Below are 21,692 nucleotides of genomic sequence, written 5' to 3' on the forward strand. Positions count from 1 at the left end.
GACATACTTAGCTATACGAAAGGGTGCCGGGTATGAAACGGAATACCATCTTGGCGGCGGCCGGGGTCATTGCGGTCGCCGCGTTGGGAAGCTATTTTCTCATCACGGGACAAGCCGATAAGCAAACCGAATCGAACGCTGCAGATGCTCAAAGCATCAAACAACTGGTTCAGGACTACAGCGTTGGCAAGTTAAGCGCCAAGTCCGCGTCCATCACGTCGAGCCAACTGATCGTGGACGGGGATACGGCCGGCTCGAAGACGTATGATCTGCCGAAGGACGAATTTTTCGTCTCGATCGCGCCTTACGTGAACCAGACCCATCCCTGCGAGATCCACAGCTTGACCGGATGCCGCGGCGAAATGACCGAGCAGGAGTTCCAAGTGAACGTCACCGATGCGCAAGGGAATACCGTATTGGACCAAAAAATGAAGTCCCAGGCCAACGGATTTATCGACTTGTGGCTGCCGCGCGATCAAACCTATCGTGTTCGGGTCAGCCATGACGGCCAAATGGCGGAGTCGGAACTCTCCACGTTCGACGGCGATCCAACGTGTATTACAACGTTGCAGTTAAGTTAAACTCAAATTTTAAGCGAACACGACGCGGACCCTCTACATAAGAGGGTCCGTTTCTTGGATGAGGCTAATATGAAGCCTTTACAACAAGAGGATCGCGCCGCCGATCATCGGAGTGAGCACCATGCAGGTTTTTAGCCAGATTGCAGGCACGCGCTTGGTGAACTTGGCTCCCACATAAGCGCCGGACATCGTACCAATCACAACCGCGACGAGCAGATGAACATCCAGGTACCCGATGGTGAAGTAGCCTGCCCCTCCGGCAAGGGCGATCGGCATAATGATCAGCATGGTTGTACCGGCGGCATAACGCATCGTCATCCCAAGGAGCAGCATCAGCCCCAGTTGGATAAACGGGGTCGATCCGATGCCGAACAATCCCGACAAGGCTCCGGTGATACATCCGATGAGAGGCGCATACAACCAAAACCGCTGGCCTTTGCCGGCGGAAGGCGCCGGGTTCCCGGACACCTTCGGACGCCGCGAAACGTATACCATCCTAAACCACAAGGCCAATCCGGAAGCGAACAGCATGCCGGAAGTCAGGTATCCCAGCCGAGCTTCGGGGATCAGCGGTGACCAGCCCGAGCTGATCCATGCCCCCGCCGCACCGGTTAAGCCGACGACCACCCCCGTTTTAAGCTTCATATTTCCTTCCCGGTAATGGCTGATCGAACCGGACAACGACGAGAAGAACATCGCCGCCAGCGCGGTACCTAGCGCCGTATGAATCGGGTAACCGAAGACGACGGTCAGAATCGAGATGATAAATCCCGATCCGCCCGCCCCTACGAAGCCGAGGAGGAAGCCAAGCGCCAACATGACCAGGGCGACATCAAGAAGGGGGATCAAGGCATCCTCCAAACCTGATGGGAGACGTCGATCCCGGCCGGGGTCGGCAAGTCCTTGCGTACGCAGCTCTCCAGGTCCAGCACCATGGTCGCATGATTTCTCCCGTAGATCGGCCAAGCCGGCAAAGCCTCGGTGTTCGGATCTCCGCTGCGGATAAATGCGCCCCAGGCCGCCCTCATCCCGTGCGCAAGTTCGTGCATTTCCGCCGTCACCGCATAAGGGTCGTCGGAAAGCGCGGTAGGCAGGATGCTTGCGCCGCCAGCAGCAAATGCCGCCTGGATCAAGCTGCCTTCATACCCGTGGATCGCGCCAAGCCTGCCGCCGCACCGAAGCCGGTACATCCATACCGGTGCGCCCGAGATCGCCACGGCATCCGCGAACTGCATCGCCCCGATTCCATACAAGTGCTCGGTTAAGGTTCGAGTCCAGGCAACGTCCGGGGACACGGAGCGGCGGTAATGCTGATAGGCGCTCCACACGGCGTCCGCATTCCTCCCGAAGAATCCCTCAAGCACCTCCATGTTCGGGGACTGAAGCAGCGGATCATTTTGTATAAAAATGGCTGCTTCCTCCTCGTTGAACCCGATCAGGAGCGGCGGCAATTCTTGACTGCCTCGAAGGCTCCCCAGCGGATCCGGAGGGATGACAAGGCCGTCAGCCACAGGGCCAAACATGTGCAAGCTGTGCGAGGTATCGAAACCGACTGCCGATTGCGCTTCGATCAACTTCTCTGCGGGAAGCTCGAGCAAGCGGTGCGAGTTCGCCGGCGTCAGTCCGAGCTTCTCTAGCATCCTCCGGCTAGTCACGCCCGCGGTCTGCGGATCTCGAATCGCTTGCGTTGCGCCGCTCTGCGCAATCGTACGGTGAAACAGGCCGCGTGCGCTTGGCATGACATACAGCGACGCGACACACTTGGCTCCTGCCGAATTTCCAATGACGGTGACGCGTGAAGGGTCGCCGCCAAAGGCGGCGATGTTGTGCTGAACCCACTGCAAAGCTGCAACAATATCAAGCATGCCATTATTGCCCGAAGTTGCGTATTCTTCCCCCAGCAGCTCTCTCAGCTCCAAGAAACCTAACGCACCCAGCCGATAGTTGATCGACACATATACGATGCCTTCTTCAGCCGCAAATCTTGAACCATCGCATTCCGCCCCGGTTCCCGCTACGAAGCCGCCGCCATGAATGCAAACCATGACGGGCTTCGGCCCATCGTCCAAGTCTTCCGGCGTCCATACGTTTAAATACAAGCAATCCTCGGACGGCGTCAGTTCCGATAAAATGCCTTGCTGTCCCGGGTTCTGGGGGGCGACGTCGCCAAACCGGTCGCACCGCTTTACGCCTTGCCAAGGAAGCGGAGGGGCCGGCGGTTTGAATCGTCGCCGGCCCGCTGCCGGAGCGGCATAAGGAATGCCTCGGAATACGTAAGCTCCATCTATTTTTATGCCTTCGACTTTGCCCGATAATGTCTGCACGATCAAGTTGACCGTCTCCTGTCCTTTCGATGTTGGGACTATTATAACTTGCTTGTTTTGATCATCCATAATATATATTTGAATATAAAGATCATAACTTATAGGTTATGAAGTAAGGAGGTTGTAGCGGAGTGGAGTTGTTGCAGCTTAAGTATTTTCAGACGGTAGCTCGGATGGAGCATATGACGAAGGCCGCGCACAGTTTGCATATCTCGCAGCCGGCACTCAGCAAGATGATCGCATCGCTGGAAGCCGAGCTGGGGACCGAACTGTTCCGGCGGGAGCGCAAGACGATTCGCCTGAACGAGCAGGGCCGAATGTTTCTCCGCCATGTGGATCTCGCGTTGGAAGCGCTGGAGGACGGAGAGCAGCGGCTGCGGGATACCAACGGATCCGCATCTACCATGGTCACGCTGGATGTTCGGGTTTCCTCGCACCTTCTTCCAGGGTTATTGGCCGCCTTTCGAACAGAATGTCCGAATGCCCAGTTCAACCTGCTGCAGCATGTTGCAGCAATGGACCCTCGATCGAACTTCGATCTATGTCTCTCGGACGGAGCGGTGCCGCCTCCCGGAACGGAGGCGGTCTCCTTGCTCGAGGAGGAGATTCTCGTCGCGGTCCCGGCCGATCATCCTCTCGCACATCGGGAGCGGGTTCGATTAAAGGAGTTAAGGGAGGATCACTTCATCATGCTGCCCGCCGGCAAGTCGTTGCGCGAGACGACGGATGCCTTCTGCCGGCTGGCCGGGTTTACCCCCCGGATTCGGTTCGAAAGCGACGATCCGGCCACCGTAAGAGGACTTATTCGTGCGGGACAAGGCGTTGCGTTTCTGCCCGCTATAACTTGGGGCGGTTCAACCGGAGCGGGCGTCCGGCTGCTGAGACTCGAAGAAAGCTGGTGCAAGCGCTCGATATCCTTGTCTTGGCCGAGCGATCGGTATATGAAGCAAATCGCGGCACGATTCCGGGATTTTACCGTTCAATACTTCGCAAGATTGGCCGAATCGGGCATATCGGATTACGAGTGAGGGTGTCTAAGGGACATCCTTTTTTTGCGCTTTATCTTTATACTGACGGAAAACTCCCCTTACAGCGGCCCCCTCGCCTTCTGCCGGTTCTCCTTCCTGTAGTCCAGCGGCGCGACGCCAACCTCCCGCTTGAATGTTTGCGAGAAATACGATTGCGATTTGAAGCCGATGATCTCGGAGATTTCCAGCACGGAGTAATTGGTCGACTCCAGCAGGAATTTGGCCGTGTCCATCCGCACCCGATTCAGGTATTTGACGGGGGAAATCCCGTACGTTTTTTTGAACAGATGCGATAAATAGTATTTGTTGATATGCGCTTCCTCCGCGAGGGATTCCAGCGTGATGTTGCTTTTGAAGTGGACGTCTATGTAGTTTTTGACCAAAGCCACCTCTTTTTGGACTTTTTCGGTGGCGGAGACATTAATCGATACATGCTTTTTGCGCAGGATCAAAATCAGCATCACCTGGACCAGATGCTTGCACAGCTCCAGATAAGCTTCCTGTTTGGCGTTGTATTCCTCGAACGCTTTGTACAGATAAAGAAGAATGCTCTTGTCCGGATCCCGGAAGCGGACATAAGGCACCGTGTCCTCGTCGGAGATAAAGGAAATGCCGTTTAAACCGATGACAAAGTACTCGAGCGGATCGCTGAAGTCGGAGATCTCCGTATGCTCGATATTGGGGTTCACGATGATGACGTCGTGTTTCTTGATCGGGAGCCGTTCGTCCCGCACGAGAAATTCGCCCGACCCGTTCGTCACGTAAAACAGTTCGGCGAAATGGTGAGAATGCTTCAGGCCAATCCAGTTTTGGCTGTCGGAATCCGACTTGTTGATATAGATCAGCTCCGTATTCAAGCTGGCGATCAGATCGGCCGAGGAATGGGGGTGGTTTGCCATACATCCGTTCCTTTCAAAGAAAAAATGACACCTTAGTTGCTAAGCTCCGCCTTGCTGCCGACCATTCAATCATAGCACAAAATGTTATCTTTATTAATGAATAGAGCAATATAGCTAACAAACATAGCAATAATAACATATTTAAAAACGCTTTCTTCTCACTATAATGAAAATAAATAAAAAGGGAGGCGTTCAAATGCGGATCAAAAAGAGAGGCGCTGCCGTTCTGGCGGCAGTGATGTTGACTTTAACGGCCTGCGGAGCCGGTTCAAACGGAGCTTCCTCCGGGGAAGACGGGAAGCCGGTGCTGAAAATGGCCGCTCTCGAAGGCGGCTACGGCAAGGAGATGTACAGTCAGGTCATCGCGGCGTTCGAGGAGCAATTCGACGTTGACGTAGAGCTGACGATCAGCAAGAGTATCGAGGATGAAATCACTCCGGGCATGAAAGCCGGCAAATACCCCGACGTTGTTGTGCTTGGTCAAGGGCGCAGCGCAGGGCTCACCGAGACGCTGATCAAGGATAAAGGGCTGGAGGATTTGACGGACGTTCTGGCGATGCAGGTGCCCGGGGAAGAGCGGACGCTTAACGACAAGCTGGTCGATGGCCTAATCGGGACGCTCGGCACAAATCCTTACGGCGATGACCGCACCTACTTGCTGCCGATGTACTATTCCCCGACAGGTTTGGTGTACAACAAGGGACTGTTCGAGCAAAAAGGCTGGGAGGTGCCGAAGACCTGGGATGAAATGTTCGCGCTCGGCGATCAAGCCAAGAGCGAAGGGATCGCATTATTTACCTATCCGACCGCCGGGTACCTGGATTCCTACTTCTTCGCGCTGCTGGCGGATGCAGGCGGGCCGGAGTTTTACGGTAAGGTGATGAATTACGAGCCGGGCATCTGGCAGACCCCTGAAGCGAAGCAAGCGCTGGACATAACCGCCAAGCTGCTGAGCTATGCTTCGGATACGACCGTCGCCTACGCCAATGAGCAGGACTTCACCAAAAACCAGCAGGCGATTTTGGACAACAAGGTCCTGTTTATGCCAAACGGCACCTGGATTGCCGGGGAAATGGCCGACGCTCCGAGAGCGGAAGGATTCGCATGGGGACTCACGCCAATCCCGACGGTGAAGGCGGGCGGAGACCGTTACATCGTCACTTCGATGGAGGCCGTATGGGTACCGTCCCAAGCGAAAAACAAAGACCTGGCCAAACAGTTCATCACCTTCCTTTACTCCGACCAAGCTGCCGAAATCTTCGCAAAGTCCAACGCCGTACAACCGATCAAGGGGATTTCGGAGCAGTTGACGGGCGAGAACCAGTCGTTCTACAGCGTGTACGACGAACCCAACGTGAAAGCGCTGGTTGGCGGGTTCGTCAGCACCAGCCCGGTGGAAGGCGTCAATATCAAAACCACGTTGTTTGATACGGCCAATAGCATCCTTTCGGGGGAGAAGACGGTAGACGATTGGCAAGCGGCTTTGCACGAAGCCAGCGAGAAATTGAGCGCGGCCGAAATAAGCTGCAGGAAGCGGGTGAGACGGTGAACCGAAACCAAGGAAGACTCCGCTTCATATGGTTGTGCATCACACCGGCGTTTGGGCTGTTTGTCCTCTTTATGCTCATTCCTACGTTTAACGTCTTCCGGATGTCGGTGTTCAAGTGGAGCGGATTTTCGGCGGAAAAACAATTTGTGGGCTTCAATAATTTCAAAATTTTGCTGGATGATGCGGTGTTCGTGAGGTCGTTCCAGAATACCGTGCTGCTGCTGGTGATCGTGACGATCCTGACGATGTCGATGGCCTTGTTGTTCGCGGCGGTGATGACGCGGGAGAACGTCAAGGGGAAGGACTTGTATCGCGTGGTCTTTTACATTCCCAACATTTTGTCGGTCGTGGTGATCGCGGCGATTTTCTCCGCGATCTACGATGCGGAGCAAGGGCTGCTGAACGGGCTGCTGGGCATTCTCCGGCTCGATTTCCTGCAGCGCATGTGGCTGGGGGATCAAGGCATCGTGATCTACAGTATCGCCGGAGCGATGATCTGGCAATCGGTAGGTTATTACATGGTGATGTATATGGCCAGCATGTCCAGCATTCCGGAGAGCTTCTATGAAGCGTCGGCGCTGGAAGGGAGCGGGAAGGTACGGCAATTTTTCTCCATCACGCTGCCCCTGATCTGGCAGAACCTAAGAAATACGCTGACCTTCTTCATCATCAGCTCGATCAATCTCAGCTTCACCTTGATCAAGGCGATGACGAACGGCGGCCCGGACGGGGCGACCGAGGTGTTCCTGAATTATATGTATAAACAGGCCTATACGAATTCTTCTTATGGGTACGGGATGGCCATCGGTTCGGTCGTCTTCCTGTTCTCGTTTGGGCTGTCGCTGTTGGTCAGCCGGGCGACGAAACGGGAACCGCTGCAATACTAGAACTTATATCACCTCTACTAGGGAGGAGTTGGCGGAGAACGGATGAAAGCCGACAAAGGGTACAAACTGTTTATTTACGTGATGCTTAGCCTGCTCGCCTTATCCATTGCCGTTCCGATGATTTGGGTACTGCTTGCTTCCGTGAAGCAGAAATCCGAATTTTACGGAGATCCATGGGGGCTTCCGGCAGGCGTTTACCTGCAAAATTATATCGATGCGTTTACCGATGCCCATATGGGGTCGTATCTGCTGAATTCATTGCTCGCCACCGTGCTTGGCTTGGCGATCCTGCTGGTCGTCGCCGTGCCCGCGGCTTATGTGTTGGCGCGATACCGATTCCGGGGCCGCAAGATTCTGAACCTGTTATTTATGGGCGGACTGTTCATTAACGTCAACTACATCGTCGTCCCGATCTTCCTGATGCTGCTGGACGGGGATCGGCTGCTCGGCGGCTGGTTCCCTGACGGCGTGCTGATCGACAATCTGGCGGTGCTGTCATTGGTGTACGCCGCCACGGCGATTCCTTTTACGATTTATTTGTTGTCCGGGTACTTTCAGACGATTCCCGAGGTATTCGAGGAGGCGGCGGCCATGGACGGCTGCTCGCATGTTCGGACGATGCTGTCGATCATGGCGCCGATGGCCCGTCCCAGTATCGTGACGGTGATTTTGTTCAATTTCCTGGCCTTCTGGAACGACTATATCATCGCCTTAACGCTGCTGCCGGGTCCGAACAAGACGCTCCCGGTCGGGCTGCTGAATCTGATGACCGCCCAGAAGGCGGCGGCCAATTACGGGCGATTGTACGCCGGCCTGGTGATCGTAATGGTTCCCGCCCTGATCCTGTACATTTTGGTGCAGCGCAGATTGGTGGAGGGCATGACGGCCGGAGGAACGAGAGAATAGGAGAGGGAGAGGATCGGTATGGCCAGGCAAAGAGGCAGAGTGACTCTGCCAAGCGAAGAAGGTTTTGTCCGGGAAACGAAGGAACTGATGGAGAGGTGGGGGGCGGACGCGATCCGGGACAGCGACGGGACGAAGCTGGATGCGGCCGTCAAAGCGCTGGACGCGAAAATATATACGGCTTATTTTCCGTCCAGGGGACATAACGAATTTATCGCACGACATATGGAGGAATGCCCGCAGATTTATTTAATGAGCGAATTCGTGCTGGCCCGGTCGGCCACGCTGGAGATCGAGCTGCTGCGCACCTACTACCGGGAACAGCTTGACGTCGATTATCTGCATGATCCTTATCGCTATTGGCAGGTGATCGATCGAACGACCGGCGAAGAAGTGCCCGCATCCGATTGGCGGATCCGCCAGCAGGACGATACCGTGGTCATCGACAACGCGGTGCCGTGGCATGAGTACACGGTTTCGTTCCTCGCCTACATTCAGTGGGACCCGGTCCAGATGTACAACCACATCACCAACGACTGGGGCGATAAGCCGCATGAAATTCCGTTTGACGTAAAGCAGCCTCATTCCAATGCTTTTATCTATGAAACGATGAAACAATGGCTTCGGGACAATCCGGAAGTGGATGTCGTGCGGTTTACCACGCTGTTTTATCAATTTACGCTGGTGTTTAACGAGCTTGCGAAGGAGAAGTTCGTCGACTGGTTCGGATATGGCGCCAGCGTGTCGGTAGCCATGCTCGAGGATTTCGCCCGGGAACAAGGATACGCCTTGACCGCCGAAGACTTCGTCGACCAAGGATACTACAATTCCTCCTTCCGGGTACCGTCACCGGCTTATCTGGATTACGTCGATTTTGTCTCCCGCTTCGTTGCGGCGGAAGCGAAGAAGCTGGTCGATCTGGTGCACGAAAGCGGCAAGGAAGCGATGATGTTCCTCGGGGATCAATGGATCGGCACGGAGCCATACGGGCCTTACTTCGGATCGATCGGCTTCGACGCGGTTGTCGGGAGCGTGGGCGATGGCACCACGCTGCGGATGATTTCCGACATCCCGCACGTAAAATACACGGAAGGGCGGTTCCTGCCTTACTTTTTCCCGGACGTGTTCCATGAAGGCAACGATCCCGTGGTCGAGGCGAACCGGAACTGGCTCGCGGCGCGGCGCGCGATCCTGCGCAAACCGATCGATCGTATGGGATACGGCGGATACCCAAGCTTGGCTTACCAATTCCCGACATTCGTGGAGTATGTCGAGCGGATAACCGATGAATTTCGCGAGATCCACGAGCATATCGGGGGAGCCAAGCCCTACTCGGGGCTAAAAGTGGCGATTTTGAACTGCTGGGGAGCGCTGCGGACGTGGCAGGCGTTTACCGTCGCCCATAGCCTCTACAGCAAACAGGCGTATTCCTACTACGGCATCCTGGAAGCTTTGAGCGGGATGGGCGTGGATGTGGTATTCATCAGCTTCGACGACGTACTGGAGCGCGGCGTCGATCCGACGATCGACGTGGTGATCAATGCCGGCGATGCGTATACGGCGTTTTCCGGCGGCGCGGCGTGGAAGAACGCGCGGCTGATCGAGCGGCTTCGCCGATGGGTATACGGCGGCGGCGGGCTGATCGGCGTTGGCGAACCGGCGGCGGTGCAGCATCAGGGGCGGTTTTTTCAGTTGGCCGATTGCTTTGGAGTAGATAAAGAGCTGGGGTTCAGCGTGTCCACGGACAAATATTTCGAACGGACGGCGGCGGAGCATTTCATTACGGCGGACAACACGGCATTCGATTTCGGGGAAACGACGAATCACGTCTATGCTTTGCATGACCGAGTCGAGATTTTGGAGTACTCGAACGGAGAGGTTCATCTCGCCGCGAATCGACCGGGTTCAGGCCGCGCGGTATACATGGCCGGACTCCCTTATTCCCCGGGAAATGCGCGTCTGCTCCTGCGCAGTTTGTATTTCGCGGCCGGGAAGGAAGGGGAGTTGAAGCGCTGGTATGCGGATAACGTACATTGCGAGGTGCATGCCTATCCGGAACAAGGGGTTTTTGCTGTCGTCAACAACACCAACGATCCGCAATCGACGGCCGTGTACGACGGGGAAGGGAAGGCCTGCACGATGGAGCTTGGCCCGAGCGAGATCTTGTGGAGAAGAACGGATGGGGGGGCTGCTCGGTGAAATTCATCCTTCGATTCATCGGATTGGCCATCTGCATCTGCCTGGTCGTCTACGGGCACAGCCAAGGAACCGGTTACCGGAATCTAGGTCTGATGACCGTCGGCTTGGTCGGGTTGATCGGATTGCTTTACGAATACAACCGCAAATATCAATAGCCCGCGCACGACGCGGAGACGGGAAAGGAATACTTCTTGGATGAACATGAACGAGATTTTTGACATCAGGCCGTCGCAAAGGCAACTCGATTGGCAAAGGCTGGAGTTTTACGGATTTATCCATTTCGGGATGAACACGATGACCGGCAGGGAGTGGGGAGCGGGGCACGAGGACCCGGCCTTGTTTGACCCAAAGCGCCTCGACGCGGCGGAATGGGTCGCCATTCTGAAGCAGGCCGGTATGAAAGCCGTGATTCTGACCTGCAAGCATCATGACGGCTTCTGCTTGTGGCCTAGCCGGTATACGAAGCATACGGTCGCGTCCAGTCCCTGGAGAGGCGGCCGGGGGGACCTGGTCCGCGAAGTCGCGGAAGCTTGCCGGAAGGCCGGGCTTAAATTCGGGGTGTACCTGTCACCTTGGGACCGGACCGAAGCGAGCTATGGGGAGGGCCAAGCGTATGACGACTTTTATGTGAATCAGTTGACCGAGCTGCTTACCCAATACGGCGAGATCGGTTGCGTCTGGTTGGATGGAGCCAACGGCGAAGGGCCTTCCGGCAAGCGGCAACACTACGATTGGGACCGCTACTATGAGACGATCCGCCGGTTGCAGCCGAAGTGCGTGATCAGCGTATGCGGTCCGGATATCCGCTGGGTCGGCAACGAGGCGGGTCATACGCGGCGGGAAGAATGGAGCGTTGTGCCCCGGGCGCTGCAGGATGCGGAGAAAACGGCGGAAAAATCGCAGCAAACCGACGATCCGGCCTTTGCCCGTTCCGTCAACTCGATGGAAGAGGATCTGGGCAGCCGGGAAGCCATTGCCCGCTACGGCGGGGAATGGGTGTGGTACCCCGCCGAAGTGAATACGTCCATCCGGCCGGGCTGGTTCTACCATGCCGAAGAGGACGGGCAAGTCCGGAGCGACCGCGAGCTGTTCGACATCTATTTGAAGGCGGTCGGCGGCAACGCCATGTTCCTGCTTAACGTTCCGCCCGACCGGGACGGAAAGATCGCTGCGCCGGATCGCGAAGCGTTGGCCGGGCTGGGGCGGAGGATTGCGGAACTGAATGACCTGGCGCCGGTGCGAGGGCCGAAGTGGACGGTATCGAGCGCCGCTTCCGGGAAGGAAACCGCGGAGATTCTCGCCGGGACAGATCCGGAAGAGGGCTGGAGGCCGGACGAGACGGATCGTGAACCATGGGCCCAAATCGCTTTGCCGGAGGTTACGGCATTTAACGCCGTAATCTTGCAGGAGCATATTTTGCGGGGACAGCGGGTGGAGGCGTTTGAGCTGTGGGCGTCGGATCGCGGCGGGGACGAACTGAACGAGGAAACCGGGAACCCGGACGAGTGGCATTGGATAGGCGAAGGTACGATGATCGGCCACAAGAAAATCATCAAGCTTCCGTTAACGACAGCTCGGCGGGTAAGGGTTGTTTTTAAGCGGTATCGGGGGTACCCGACATTGGCGGCGCTTCGACTCTCTCTATTGAGCGAGTAACTATAGGCGGTATCGTCAAGCATGGACTGAATCTGAATTGCACGAGATCGTCGAAGTAACTGCGAAGATGAAGTTATTTCCCCCACCGGCCCAAGCGTTCGCGTTTTCTCTATGGATTCGAGTAGGTTGAAGCGGAGGTGAGATCATGCCCGCACGGACGGGAACGAGCAAGAAAAGCAAAGGCCGGCGGAAGGGATGGCAGCTTGTCGGTTTGATCGTCGTGGCCGGTCTCCTGCTTACGGGTTACCTGCTGGCGAGAGATTCCGACGAGGAAGTGGCTGCGGTAGGCGGATACGCGATCACGGAGCGGGAAGTCGCGTTTCATATGGGTCGGCTGAAACCCGCCGTCCAGAACGAGTTCCGCGTCAAATACCAGGTGACGCTCGGGAGAGCCGATTGGACGAAGCCGGTCGGGGACATCACTCCAATCGCCTTCCTGCGGGAGCGGGCGCTGGAGCAAGCCGTCCGGGATAAAGCCGTCTTCGCCTTGGCCCGCACGCACGGCTTGCTGGAGACGGCGGATTTCGCCGGGCTGACCGCCAAGATGGAGGCGGAAAATCGGGAAAGGAAGGCCGCCGTGCAGCGCGGGGAAGTGGTGTACGGCCTCGTCCGGTTTACCTTGGAGCCTTACTATGCTCATGTATTGGCTTCCTTAAAGACCGAATTAAAGCGGAAGCTTAGCGAAAATCCGGAGGACCCGCTTTATCTGGAAAGGGGGGATGTCGAGAGCTATTATGATGAGCATGCCCCGGAGTGGGCCGCTAACGCGACGAGCTACGCGGTCGCCCAATTGACCGTGCCCGTCTCGCAACCGGGCAAGGAAGCCGCAGCCGGCGCCTTGGCGAAGCTCCTTGCGCAACAAGTCGGATTGGAGGAAATGGCCAGCCGGTTTGACGGTGCTTCCATCCGGACTGAGACGCTGACGGAAGAGAGCGGAGCCCATGTCAACTCGCCGGTTCATCAGGCGGTCTTGCAACTGAGGGGTATGGAACCGGGCGAATTGACCGCTCCCGTGGAGATCGGCCAAGGATTTGCCGTCTATCGTCTGGAGGAAGTCAAGGTCGACCGGCAGAAAGCGATGCAAACGTATGGATATCAGATCAAGCAGCAGTTGCTGGAAGAACGGTTTGAAGCCTATGTCGAGCAATACGGAAAAGGACTGCCGGTTCAAGTGAACCGGGAAAAGCTGGCCCGGGTCACGATCCCGGGAATTTAGCCCATTTGCGAATCCGTAAAAAACGTAACTATTCCGAAGGTATTGGAGGGAAATTATGTACGTGTCGAAAAGCCGCATCGCCCTGATAAGTCTGTCGTTGTTTGCCCTAATCTTTTCATTGCTGTCCCCGGCCGCTTCCGCTTCCGAGACGGTTTCCGCATCCCCCGGCGTCCAAACGATCGATCCCGCCCAGGTTGCGGGGAACCGGGCCAATCCTTATAAAGGAACCGACTATTATATCGATGCGACGCTGGGGAACGATGCCAACAACGGGACCTCGAAGAAAACGCCGTGGAAGACGTTCCGGAAAGTCAACGAAACGGTATTTAAGCCGGGCGATCGAATTTTATTGAAAGCCGGGGAGACCTGGAATGACCAGCAGCTCTGGCCAAAGGGCTCGGGAGTCGAGGGAAAGCCGATCGTAATCGATATGTACGGCAATCCGAAGGACGGAAAACCTTATATCGCCGCGGGCGGCAACGTGGAGAATCCGGTCCGCTACGAGAATGGGGATTTCATCAAGGACAAGACAAAAGTGGGCCTTACCGGCGCCGTCGTGCTGCGGAATCAGCAGTATTGGGAAATCCACAACCTGGAGATATCGAATGACGACGACTTCGCCACGGATATCGACGTGTCCGCGAAAAAGCAGTCCGTCGTTCGGGACGGGGTGTCGATCACGATCAACGCCGATCTGCTGGGTCCGGGCGATGACAAGATCATGAACTATTTCCGCATCAGCAATTTATATATCCACGATATCGACGGCCCGACCGATTGGCAGAAAATCCATTACGGCGGCATCGTTTTCCAAGTTTTCGGCGAAAAAAGCTATAAGGACTACGATCAAGGGGCTTACTACTTCCAGGATGTCCGCATTGAAAACAACCATTTCTACAAGACCGAACTCCATGCGATACAGTTCGCGTTCAACTGGTTCTACGACCGCGACGCCAGCTCCGGCGAATACGATGAAACCGGCAAATATCATGAGGGCTGGGAGCAGCTGTGGGTGCGAACCCGCGACCTGTACAGCCGCGACGTATACATCGGGCACAATTATGCGGAGGACATCGGCCAAGGCGCCATTCAGTTGGCGAACACCAAGAATATGACCGTGGAATTCAACGAGGTCAACGGTTATTTGCAAAGATATGACGCCGTCTCCTGCGGGCTGTATTTATGGGCGGGAGCCGACTCGGTCATGCAGTTCAACGAAGTGTACGGCGGTCCTTACGGCGAATTCGACGGTACCCCCTGGGATTTGGAATACACCAACTTCAACGTGACCTATCAATACAACTATTCCCACGACAACGCCGCGGGCTGGATGGCCTACATGGGGAACAGCTCCAATTCCGTGGCGCGTTACAATCTGAGCGTCAACGACAACGGCGTCATTGTCAAAAATATGCTGTCGACCAATTACTCGCCGACGTATTTCTTGAATAATGTGTTTGTCTATAACGCGGAACAAATGGACTGGTTCCACGACGAGGTGTTTAAGGATACGGTGTATTTCCTCAACAACGTCTTCTACAACACGTCGGAAACGACGCCGACAAAATGGTACCGGAAGGAAGGCGCCTTAAATAAGGCGGTATTCTCCAATAACGCCTTCTACGAAGCGGGGGGCGTCTACTCCGAGCAGCAGCCTAAGGATCCCAACGGCGTATTGGCGGACCCGATGTTCGTGAAGGATCCGCAGGACTACAAGAAGAACAACGGGGTAGACCGGATCGTGAACTCGGCGGCGAATTTCAAGCTGAAGCAGCACTCTCCGCTGATCGACGCCGGCCGTTACAACCGAAACGTCGGCGAAGAGGATTTCTTCGGCACACACTTGTACTATGGGAACGGCATCGACATCGGTTTGCATGAATCGCCGATCGGCAAGCAGGTGAAGCATCCGATCGATACGAATCCGATCGAAGCCAACTATCCCCATCCGAACTAAAGGACAGCGAATACTGGACGCCAACGATGATGGAGATCCAGGTTTATCATGGCGGGAGCACAAATCCGGACGACGTCGGCACCACAACGGCTGACTTGATTTGATCCTACCCGATTTAAGTAAAGTCGACATCCAAGGGACTGTCGACTTTACTCAGACTGTTGGCAAAGCCCGGATATTTACGGGCTTCTGCTTATGGATCGTGAATAAAACGAGTATTGAAAGCTGTAGAAAAAGAAGATCGCCAATATCCCGGCCAAGAGGGCGGGATATTGGCGATCTTCTTTACGTTCCGGCAAGTTGCAGTCAGCAGCACTTGTTGCTGTACCTTACGGCGACCGCGGAAACGGCAATAGTGAAAACCCGTGGGAGGTCTTTGGCGTCCGCGAAGCTTCGATGATGATGTTATGCTTGCTGTCCGGATGGTCGTGCTCATTGTAGGATCGGCGGAATAATATCGAATGCGAGTGTGATAAATGTCATGAAATTGTATAAACTATTCTGGAAAATAACTGGAATACGAGGTGCGTTCATGAATGATATCGACCGGGGAGCGGACTCCTTGATCATCGGCATCGACGTGGGTTCGACCACCGTCAAAGCAACTGTAGTGGATACGAAGAGCAAAGCGATCCTTTGGTCGGACTATCAGCGCCACCATACGAAGCAGGCGGAGAAAGTCATGGAACTCTTGGTCGCCATCGGCAACGAGTTCCCGGACGTCAAGAAGGAAAACGTCCGCGTTTTTGCGACGGGTTCCGGCAGCGGCCCCATCGCTCCGCAGATCGGGGCTAAATTCGTGCAGGAAGTCAACGCGGTCACCATGGCGGTGGAAGAGTTGCATCCCGATGTCGGGAGCGTCATCGAGCTCGGCGGCCAGGATGCGAAAATCATCATCTTCTAAGAAAACGCGGAGACGGGAAACAAGCAGGCGATCACGTCCATGAACGACAAATGCGCGTCCGGCACCGGCGCCACGATCGACAAATGCATGATCAAAGTGGGAATGCCCATGGAAGAAGTGGGAAAGCTGCACTTTGACGCTTCAAAATTGCACCATGTGGCCGCAAAGTGCGGCGTGTTTGCCGAAACGGATATCGTCAACCTGGTGAAGAGCGGCATTCCTTCCCCGGAAATCATGTGCTCGCTGGCCGATGCCATCGTGATGCAGAATCTGTCGGTGCTGACCCGCGGCAATACGTTGCGGCACCGCGTGCTTCTCTTGGGCGGGCCGAATACTTACCTGCCTTTCCTGCAGGAATGCTGGCGGCAGCGGATTCCTCAGACCTGGCGGGAACGTGGTTACGATTATCCCCAAGACGCGGCGATCGAGGACCTGATTTTCGTGCCGGACAATTCGCAGTATTACGCCGCCTACGGAGCCGTGCTGTACGGCCTCCACGAACCGGCGGACGTCGGGGTTTATCAGGGACTGGAGGGGCTGAAGGAGTTTATCGCCCACGGCCGCAAAGCCAAACTCGGCGAGAAAGCAGGCCCTCCCTTGGTGGAGACCGATGATGAATTGGAGCAATTCCGCCGAAATTACAGCATTCCCCGGTTCGAGCCGGCCTTATTCGCTCCGGGCCAGCACGTGAGGGCGGTGATCGGCCTGGACGGCGGGTCCACTTCGTCCAAAGCCGTTCTGGTGGACGACCGCGGCCGGATTTTGCTTAAAGAATACCAGCTTTCCAAGGGGAACCCGCTGGAGGACACGAAAGAGATGCTGCAGCGTATCCAGGGCAAGGTGCGGGAACAGGGAGCCGAGCTGGAGATCATCGGCTTCGGCGCAACGGGGTATGCCGCGGACGTTCTGGAAAAAACGTTAAAGGCGGACGTCAACATCGTCGAAACCGTGGCCCACATGATGAGTGCCGTCCACCAATTCGGCGATATCGACGTCATTTGCGACATTGGGGGACAGGATATCAAAGTGTTGTTCCTAAAAAACAGGGATATCCGCAACTTCAAGCTGTCCAACCAATGTTCGGCCGGGAACGGGATGCTGCTGCAGGCGATGGCCGACCAGTTTGGCATTCCGGTTCAGGAGTATGCGAATACGGCTTTCGGTGCGGATCTCAGCCCCAAATTTTCTTACGGTTGCGCGGTGTTTCTCGACGCGGATCGGGTGAATTTCCAGAAGGAAGGCTATTCCAAAGAGGAACTGCTTGCCGGGCTCGCCCTCGTCCTGCCGAAAAACGTGTGGCAATACGTGGTGCAGATTCCGCGCATGGCCGAACTCGGCCGCAAGTTCGTGCTCCAGGGCGGCACCCAGTATAACCTGGCCGCAGTCAAGGCCCAGGTGGATTATATCAAGCAGCGGGTTCCCGATGCGGAAGTTTACGTCCATCCGCATCCGGGAGAAGCGGGCGCTATCGGAGCGGCGATGGAAACACTGCGCGTGGTCAAACGGCGGGGATACTCCACCTTTTTGGGGCTGGATTCCGCGATCCATCTGCGATATACCAGCCGCAACGACGAATCGACGCGCTGCAATTTCTGCCCCAACCACTGCAGCCGCACCTTTATCGATTCCGAGACGCCGAACGGTCAAACCGCCCGTTATATTTCCGGTTTCTCCTGCGAAAAGGGGACGGTGGAGGATCAGGATGCGGTCGTCAAGCTGACCAAAGAGCGGCAGGAGTTGAAGAAGCATTACCCCAACCTCGTCGAATACGAGGCGCGCCGCATGTTTCAACATTTTTACGATCCGGAGCCGCTGCCGCAGCCGATGGCGGAGGACGCCCGGCCCAAACAAAGCCTGCTGGGACGGCTAGGCAGGCGCGCTGAACCCGGCCAGAGCCGGTTTGCGCGTTCTTCCGCCGAGGCGATGGAGCGGCGCGGCCGGATCCGGATCGGGATTCCCCGCGTGCTGAACATTTGGTCGACGGCGCCTTTTTGGCGGACGTATTTCGAGACGCTTGGCATAGGCGGCAAAAACATCGTGTTCAGCGACCATACGAGCGAGGAAATGTGGCAGGAAGGCGGCAAATACGGTTCGATCGACCCGTGTTATCCGTCGAAAGTGGCCCAGGCTCACGTCCACAATTTGCTGTTTAAGCACCATGAGCAAAAAGCGCTGGATTACGTCTTTTTCCCGTGCATCACCCATATTCCGACACATCTGAACAATGTGATGGATTCGACCAGCTGCCCGATCGTGGCCGGTGCCCCGAACGTGATCAAAGCCGCCTTTACCAAGGAAGTGGATTTCTTTGCCACACGGGGAATCACGTATCTGGATCCGGCGGTGACGTTCATCGAACCGAATTTGCTGAAAAGACAACTGTATGAGGCGTTTGCCGAAAATCTGCAAATCACCGAGGACGAAAGCGATTTTGCCGTGGAGCAGGGATGGAAGGCGCTGAATCTGTTCGATGCGGAGATGCAGGAGAAGGGGCGCCAGATCCTGGAGCAGGTTGAGCGGGAAAACCGCCTGGCCATTTTGATGATCGGGCGGCCCTACCACTCCGATCCGGGCCTGAATCACGGCGTGCTCGAAGAGTTCCAGGTGCTCGGCTATCCCGTCCTGTCGATGCGCTCCATTCCCAAAGACGAAGCCTGGCTGCACCGCTTTTTCGCCAGTGACTTGAAGAGCGGGCGCGTCCAATCCGCGCTGGAAGTGAGCGATGTGTGGCCGGAAAACTTCAGTTCCAACAGCGTGCAAAAAGTGTGGGCGGCCAAATTTGCCGCACGCCATCCGCACGTGGCCGTGCTGGACTTGTCCAGCTTCAAATGCGGCCATGACGCGCCGACCTATGGGTTGATCGATTCGGTCATCAGCGCCGCAGGCACCCCTTACTCCGCGCTGCACGAGATCGACGCCAACAAGCCGGGCGGCTCGATCAAGATCCGGGTCAAAACGTACGCCCACAGCCTGGGGCTCCATGAAGAGCGTCTGGAGGATCTGGCCCGCAAAAAAGCCGAGCTGCAGCAGCGTTTGGAGCAAAAACGAGCTGAACTACTAAGTTTGAAGCAAGACGAGCAGGCCGGAGCGATTTAACCGGAGCGATAAATACAAAGGAGTGAAACGACCATGGCTGTCGCCAAAAGAAAGATCAAACCCGCCGAGCCGTCCCGGATCGAGGACATCCTGGCGGAGTACCAGAAAGAACAGGAACAATTGCTGGGTTTGGAGCAAGGGGATAAACAGCATTGGTTCGACCCCGTTCCGCGCCAGTTTCTGGCCATAGACAAAGCCGCCACGACGATTCTGTTCGGGGGCTTGACGATGGCACAGGATTTTTTGGTGGAGGGAGCGTTGAATGGTCTCGGGTACCGGGTTCGGCATATGGAATGTCCGGACAACGAGTCGCTGCGTTATGGCAAGGAATTCGGAAATCGGGGGCAGTGCAACCCGACATATTTCACAGTCGGCAATTTGATTAAGTACCTGTGCCACCTGCGTGACGTGGAAGGCAAATCCAAGGAAGAGATCGTCGGCAGTTACTTATTCGTGACCAGCGGGTCCTGCGGCCCCTGCCGCTTCGGCACCTATGTGACAGAGTACCGGAAAGCTTTGCGCGACGCGGGATTCGACGGTTTCCGCGTGCTGCTGTTCCAACAGACGGACGGTCTGAAGCAGGCGACCGGCGGCGAATCGGCGCTGAAGCTGGATACCGCGTTTTTCCTCGGCTTCCTGAAAGCCGTTCTGCTCGGAGACATTCTGAATGCGCTGGCTTACCGGATTCGTCCCTACGAGTCGGAGGAGGGCGCGACGGACGCCGCATTGGAACGCTGCAAACGGCTGTTATATGAAGCCTTGAGCGAGCGCAAGCGGTTGATTCCGGCCTTGCTTCGCTGCCGCAAAGAACTGCGGGCCATTCGCGTGGATCGCACCAGGGTGAAACCGAAGGTCAGCATTATCGGCGAGTTTTGGGCGATGACGACCGAAGGCGACGGGAACTATCACCTTCAGCGCTTTTTGGAAAGCGAGGGAGCCGAGGTGGAGGTGCAGTCGATGACCGCCTGGATCCTCTTTCTGATCTGGTCGGCGCGCTACGATACGCTGAAACGGATCTCCCTGCGCGAGGCCGATGCCGGGAAACACGGTCTGAAAGGGAAAAATCCGCACTCGCGCCTGCGCCTGTTATGGCTTGCGGATCGCGCCGTCCGCGTCATCTTCCAAAGCTATGCCAAAACGATCGGTCTGCGGGGTTACCATCTTCCCGATATGGAGGAGATCGCCCGCGTCGCCCATGAACACTATAACAACCAGGTGCGCGGCGGAGAGGGACATATGGAGGTCGGCAAGCTGATTTTGAACGTAATGAAGCGGAAAGTCAACATGACCATTTCGGTCAAGCCCTTCGGCTGCATGCCGTCTTCCGGCGTTTCCGACGGGGTGCAATCGCTGATCACCGAGAAGTATCCCGACGCGATCTTTCTGCCGATCGAAACGACGGGGGATGGAGCGATCAACGTACACAGCCGCGTACAGATGATGCTGTTTAAAGCAAAACAGGCGGCGCAGAAGGAATTTGAAGATGCGTTAGCGCAAAAAAATCTGTCGGCCGACGGGCTCCGGCAAAGGTACAAATTCAGGTTCGCCGATCCGCTGCGGGCAAGCCGTCACGTCGTTGCTTGTACGGCAGCGAATGGCGTATACGGCTTAACGAGGTTTGCGAACGGTTTTTCACTCCGAAGAAACCAGCAGAATCCGCAGAGGATATAACGATTGGACTGAATAAGACGTACAGAAAGGACCTTATCTTCCGACGGATCGTGGAATTTAAGGTCCTTTCGTTCGATTATATAAAGCTAATTCCCGGTTGGTCTGGCAGTAAAAAAGATTTCATTGTACAGAAAGCATTTTCGGAACTTTTTCAACACCTGGCAATCATACTGCTGATTGATAAACATCCGAAGGTAATCCTTCTCGTTTCGGATATAGTTTCCGTCGTCATAGCGGGTCATGAACCAGTTGCTGAAACGGTTTTCCTGGCATAAATAAGGTTCAATGACGGCCAAATTTCCACCCGGCTTCAACACCCGGCGGAACTATGTAAATAGTCTTTAACAAGTTCGTTCGATATATGGTGAAGGACCGCAACAATCAAGATGAGATCGATGGTTTGATCCGGTACCGGGATTCGTTTCCCGTCGAAAACCATAAACGTATGATGCGGGAAGAGACGTTTGGCGAATTGGATTCTCTTCGAATCGAGATCGATGCCGCAATACCGATCGACATGACTCATGCCGCAGTTTGCGCCCGTACCGCAGCCAAAATCGAGAACCATTTTATTTTCCACTGGGAAATGGCTTTTGATATGGTTATGAATATATTTTTCGGTAAACCATTTTGGGCGTACCATTGAGTGATACAATCTTGGGGTTAAATACATGGAATCGACCTCGCTACCGTTTGTTGAATTTCTTACGAAATTATGTCCTAACGAAGTCGAATTATGTATGGAAAATCCATATGCATCCCTGGGCGGACAATATGACTTAAATGAATAATAAATATAGACCTGTGACACGCTTTATCATG

At 55.6% G+C, this 21,692-nt stretch carries 15 protein-coding genes and 1 pseudogene; 12 read left to right on the forward strand and 4 right to left on the reverse strand.

Annotation, left to right across the window (positions count from 1 at the left end; translation table 11 throughout):
• The first annotated feature begins 32 nt into the window (after positions 1–32).
• On the forward strand, positions 33–581 hold the full coding sequence (locus ACZF99_RS07485) for a CueP family metal-binding protein (RefSeq protein WP_483610439.1): 549 nt from the start codon (positions 33–35) through the stop codon (positions 579–581).
• Positions 582–659: 78 nt separating this feature from the next.
• Here ACZF99_RS07485 and ACZF99_RS07490 read toward each other — a convergent pair whose 3' ends face one another.
• Together ACZF99_RS07490 and ACZF99_RS07495 are read right to left on the reverse strand one after the other, a co-directional pair.
• Complete coding sequence (locus ACZF99_RS07490; RefSeq protein ID WP_483612598.1) at positions 660–1,400, reverse strand: sulfite exporter TauE/SafE family protein; 741 nt, start codon at positions 1,398–1,400, stop codon at positions 660–662.
• 26 nt (positions 1,401–1,426) lie between these two features.
• Positions 1,427–2,905, reverse strand: coding sequence for a carboxylesterase/lipase family protein (locus ACZF99_RS07495; protein WP_483612600.1), 1,479 nt, complete (start codon positions 2,903–2,905; stop codon positions 1,427–1,429).
• Between the two features lie 131 nt (positions 2,906–3,036).
• On the opposite strand from ACZF99_RS07495, the gene ACZF99_RS07500 reads away from it, so the two are divergent.
• Positions 3,037–3,933 (forward strand): LysR family transcriptional regulator, encoded by an 897-nt coding sequence (locus tag ACZF99_RS07500; protein WP_483610441.1) that lies wholly within the window; start codon positions 3,037–3,039, stop codon positions 3,931–3,933.
• Between the two features lie 59 nt (positions 3,934–3,992).
• On the opposite strand, the gene ACZF99_RS07505 is transcribed toward ACZF99_RS07500, so the two are convergent.
• Entirely contained in the window at positions 3,993–4,832 is an 840-nt protein-coding gene (locus tag ACZF99_RS07505) for a helix-turn-helix transcriptional regulator (protein ID WP_483610443.1), read from the reverse strand.
• 196 nt (positions 4,833–5,028) lie between these two features.
• On the opposite strand from ACZF99_RS07505, the gene ACZF99_RS07510 reads away from it, so the two are divergent.
• From ACZF99_RS07510 to ACZF99_RS07555, 10 genes and pseudogenes are all read left to right on the forward strand, one after another.
• Positions 5,029–6,381 (forward strand): carbohydrate ABC transporter substrate-binding protein, encoded by a 1,353-nt coding sequence (locus tag ACZF99_RS07510; protein WP_483610445.1) that lies wholly within the window; start codon positions 5,029–5,031, stop codon positions 6,379–6,381.
• Positions 6,378–7,268: a carbohydrate ABC transporter permease gene (locus tag ACZF99_RS07515; protein WP_483610447.1), complete on the forward strand. Its 891-nt coding sequence runs from the start codon at positions 6,378–6,380 to the stop codon at positions 7,266–7,268. The genes ACZF99_RS07510 and ACZF99_RS07515 overlap by 4 nt, the downstream gene beginning before the upstream one ends.
• 42 nt (positions 7,269–7,310) lie before the next feature.
• A complete protein-coding gene (locus ACZF99_RS07520; RefSeq protein ID WP_483610449.1) occupies positions 7,311–8,174 on the forward strand; it encodes a carbohydrate ABC transporter permease in 864 nt (287 codons plus the stop codon).
• 18 nt (positions 8,175–8,192) lie between these two features.
• Entirely contained in the window at positions 8,193–10,370 is a 2,178-nt protein-coding gene (gene gnpA, locus ACZF99_RS07525; RefSeq protein WP_483610451.1) for a 1,3-beta-galactosyl-N-acetylhexosamine phosphorylase, read from the forward strand.
• Positions 10,367–10,525, forward strand: coding sequence for a DUF6903 family protein (locus ACZF99_RS07530; protein ID WP_483610453.1), 159 nt, complete (start codon positions 10,367–10,369; stop codon positions 10,523–10,525). The genes gnpA and ACZF99_RS07530 overlap by 4 nt, the downstream gene beginning before the upstream one ends.
• A 46-nt stretch (positions 10,526–10,571) precedes the next feature.
• Positions 10,572–12,026, forward strand: coding sequence for an alpha-L-fucosidase (locus tag ACZF99_RS07535; RefSeq protein WP_483610455.1), 1,455 nt, complete (start codon positions 10,572–10,574; stop codon positions 12,024–12,026).
• A gap of 145 nt (positions 12,027–12,171) precedes the next feature.
• Entirely contained in the window at positions 12,172–13,242 is a 1,071-nt protein-coding gene (locus ACZF99_RS07540; protein WP_483610457.1) for a peptidylprolyl isomerase, read from the forward strand.
• Between the two features lie 55 nt (positions 13,243–13,297).
• Complete coding sequence (locus tag ACZF99_RS07545) at positions 13,298–15,199, forward strand: right-handed parallel beta-helix repeat-containing protein (RefSeq protein ID WP_483610459.1); 1,902 nt, start codon at positions 13,298–13,300, stop codon at positions 15,197–15,199.
• Positions 15,200–15,731: 532 nt separating this feature from the next.
• Positions 15,732–19,199 (forward strand): annotated as a pseudogene (locus ACZF99_RS07550) (BadF/BadG/BcrA/BcrD ATPase family protein).
• Positions 19,200–19,232: 33 nt separating this feature from the next.
• On the forward strand, positions 19,233–20,870 hold the full coding sequence (locus tag ACZF99_RS07555; protein ID WP_483610461.1) for a 2-hydroxyglutaryl-CoA dehydratase: 1,638 nt from the start codon (positions 19,233–19,235) through the stop codon (positions 20,868–20,870).
• A 310-nt stretch (positions 20,871–21,180) separates the two neighbouring features.
• On the opposite strand, the gene ACZF99_RS07560 is transcribed toward ACZF99_RS07555, so the two are convergent.
• Positions 21,181–21,543 (reverse strand): class I SAM-dependent methyltransferase, encoded by a 363-nt coding sequence (locus tag ACZF99_RS07560; protein WP_483610463.1) that lies wholly within the window; start codon positions 21,541–21,543, stop codon positions 21,181–21,183.
• Positions 21,544–21,692: the final 149 nt, after the last annotated feature.

The organism is Paenibacillus sp. JL3B1040 (assembly GCF_057063165.1).

Bases quoted from the DNA above. Each gene is read 5' to 3' on its own strand.
- ACZF99_RS07485 (WP_483610439.1), top strand. From the start codon at position 33: ATGAAACGGAATACCATCTTGGCGGCGGCCGGGGTCATTGCGGTCGCC.
- ACZF99_RS07490 (WP_483612598.1), bottom strand. From the start codon at position 1,400: ATGTTGGCGCTTGGCTTCCTCCTCGGCTTCGTAGGGGCGGGCGGATCG.
- ACZF99_RS07505 (WP_483610443.1), bottom strand. From the start codon at position 4,832: ATGGCAAACCACCCCCATTCCTCGGCCGATCTGATCGCCAGCTTGAAT.
- ACZF99_RS07510 (WP_483610445.1), top strand. From the start codon at position 5,029: ATGCGGATCAAAAAGAGAGGCGCTGCCGTTCTGGCGGCAGTGATGTTG.
- ACZF99_RS07520 (WP_483610449.1), top strand. From the start codon at position 7,311: ATGAAAGCCGACAAAGGGTACAAACTGTTTATTTACGTGATGCTTAGC.
- gnpA (WP_483610451.1), top strand. From the start codon at position 8,193: ATGGCCAGGCAAAGAGGCAGAGTGACTCTGCCAAGCGAAGAAGGTTTT.
- ACZF99_RS07535 (WP_483610455.1), top strand. From the start codon at position 10,572: ATGAACGAGATTTTTGACATCAGGCCGTCGCAAAGGCAACTCGATTGG.
- ACZF99_RS07540 (WP_483610457.1), top strand. From the start codon at position 12,172: ATGCCCGCACGGACGGGAACGAGCAAGAAAAGCAAAGGCCGGCGGAAG.
- ACZF99_RS07545 (WP_483610459.1), top strand. From the start codon at position 13,298: ATGTACGTGTCGAAAAGCCGCATCGCCCTGATAAGTCTGTCGTTGTTT.
- ACZF99_RS07555 (WP_483610461.1), top strand. From the start codon at position 19,233: ATGGCTGTCGCCAAAAGAAAGATCAAACCCGCCGAGCCGTCCCGGATC.
- ACZF99_RS07560 (WP_483610463.1), bottom strand. From the start codon at position 21,543: ATGTATTTAACCCCAAGATTGTATCACTCAATGGTACGCCCAAAATGG.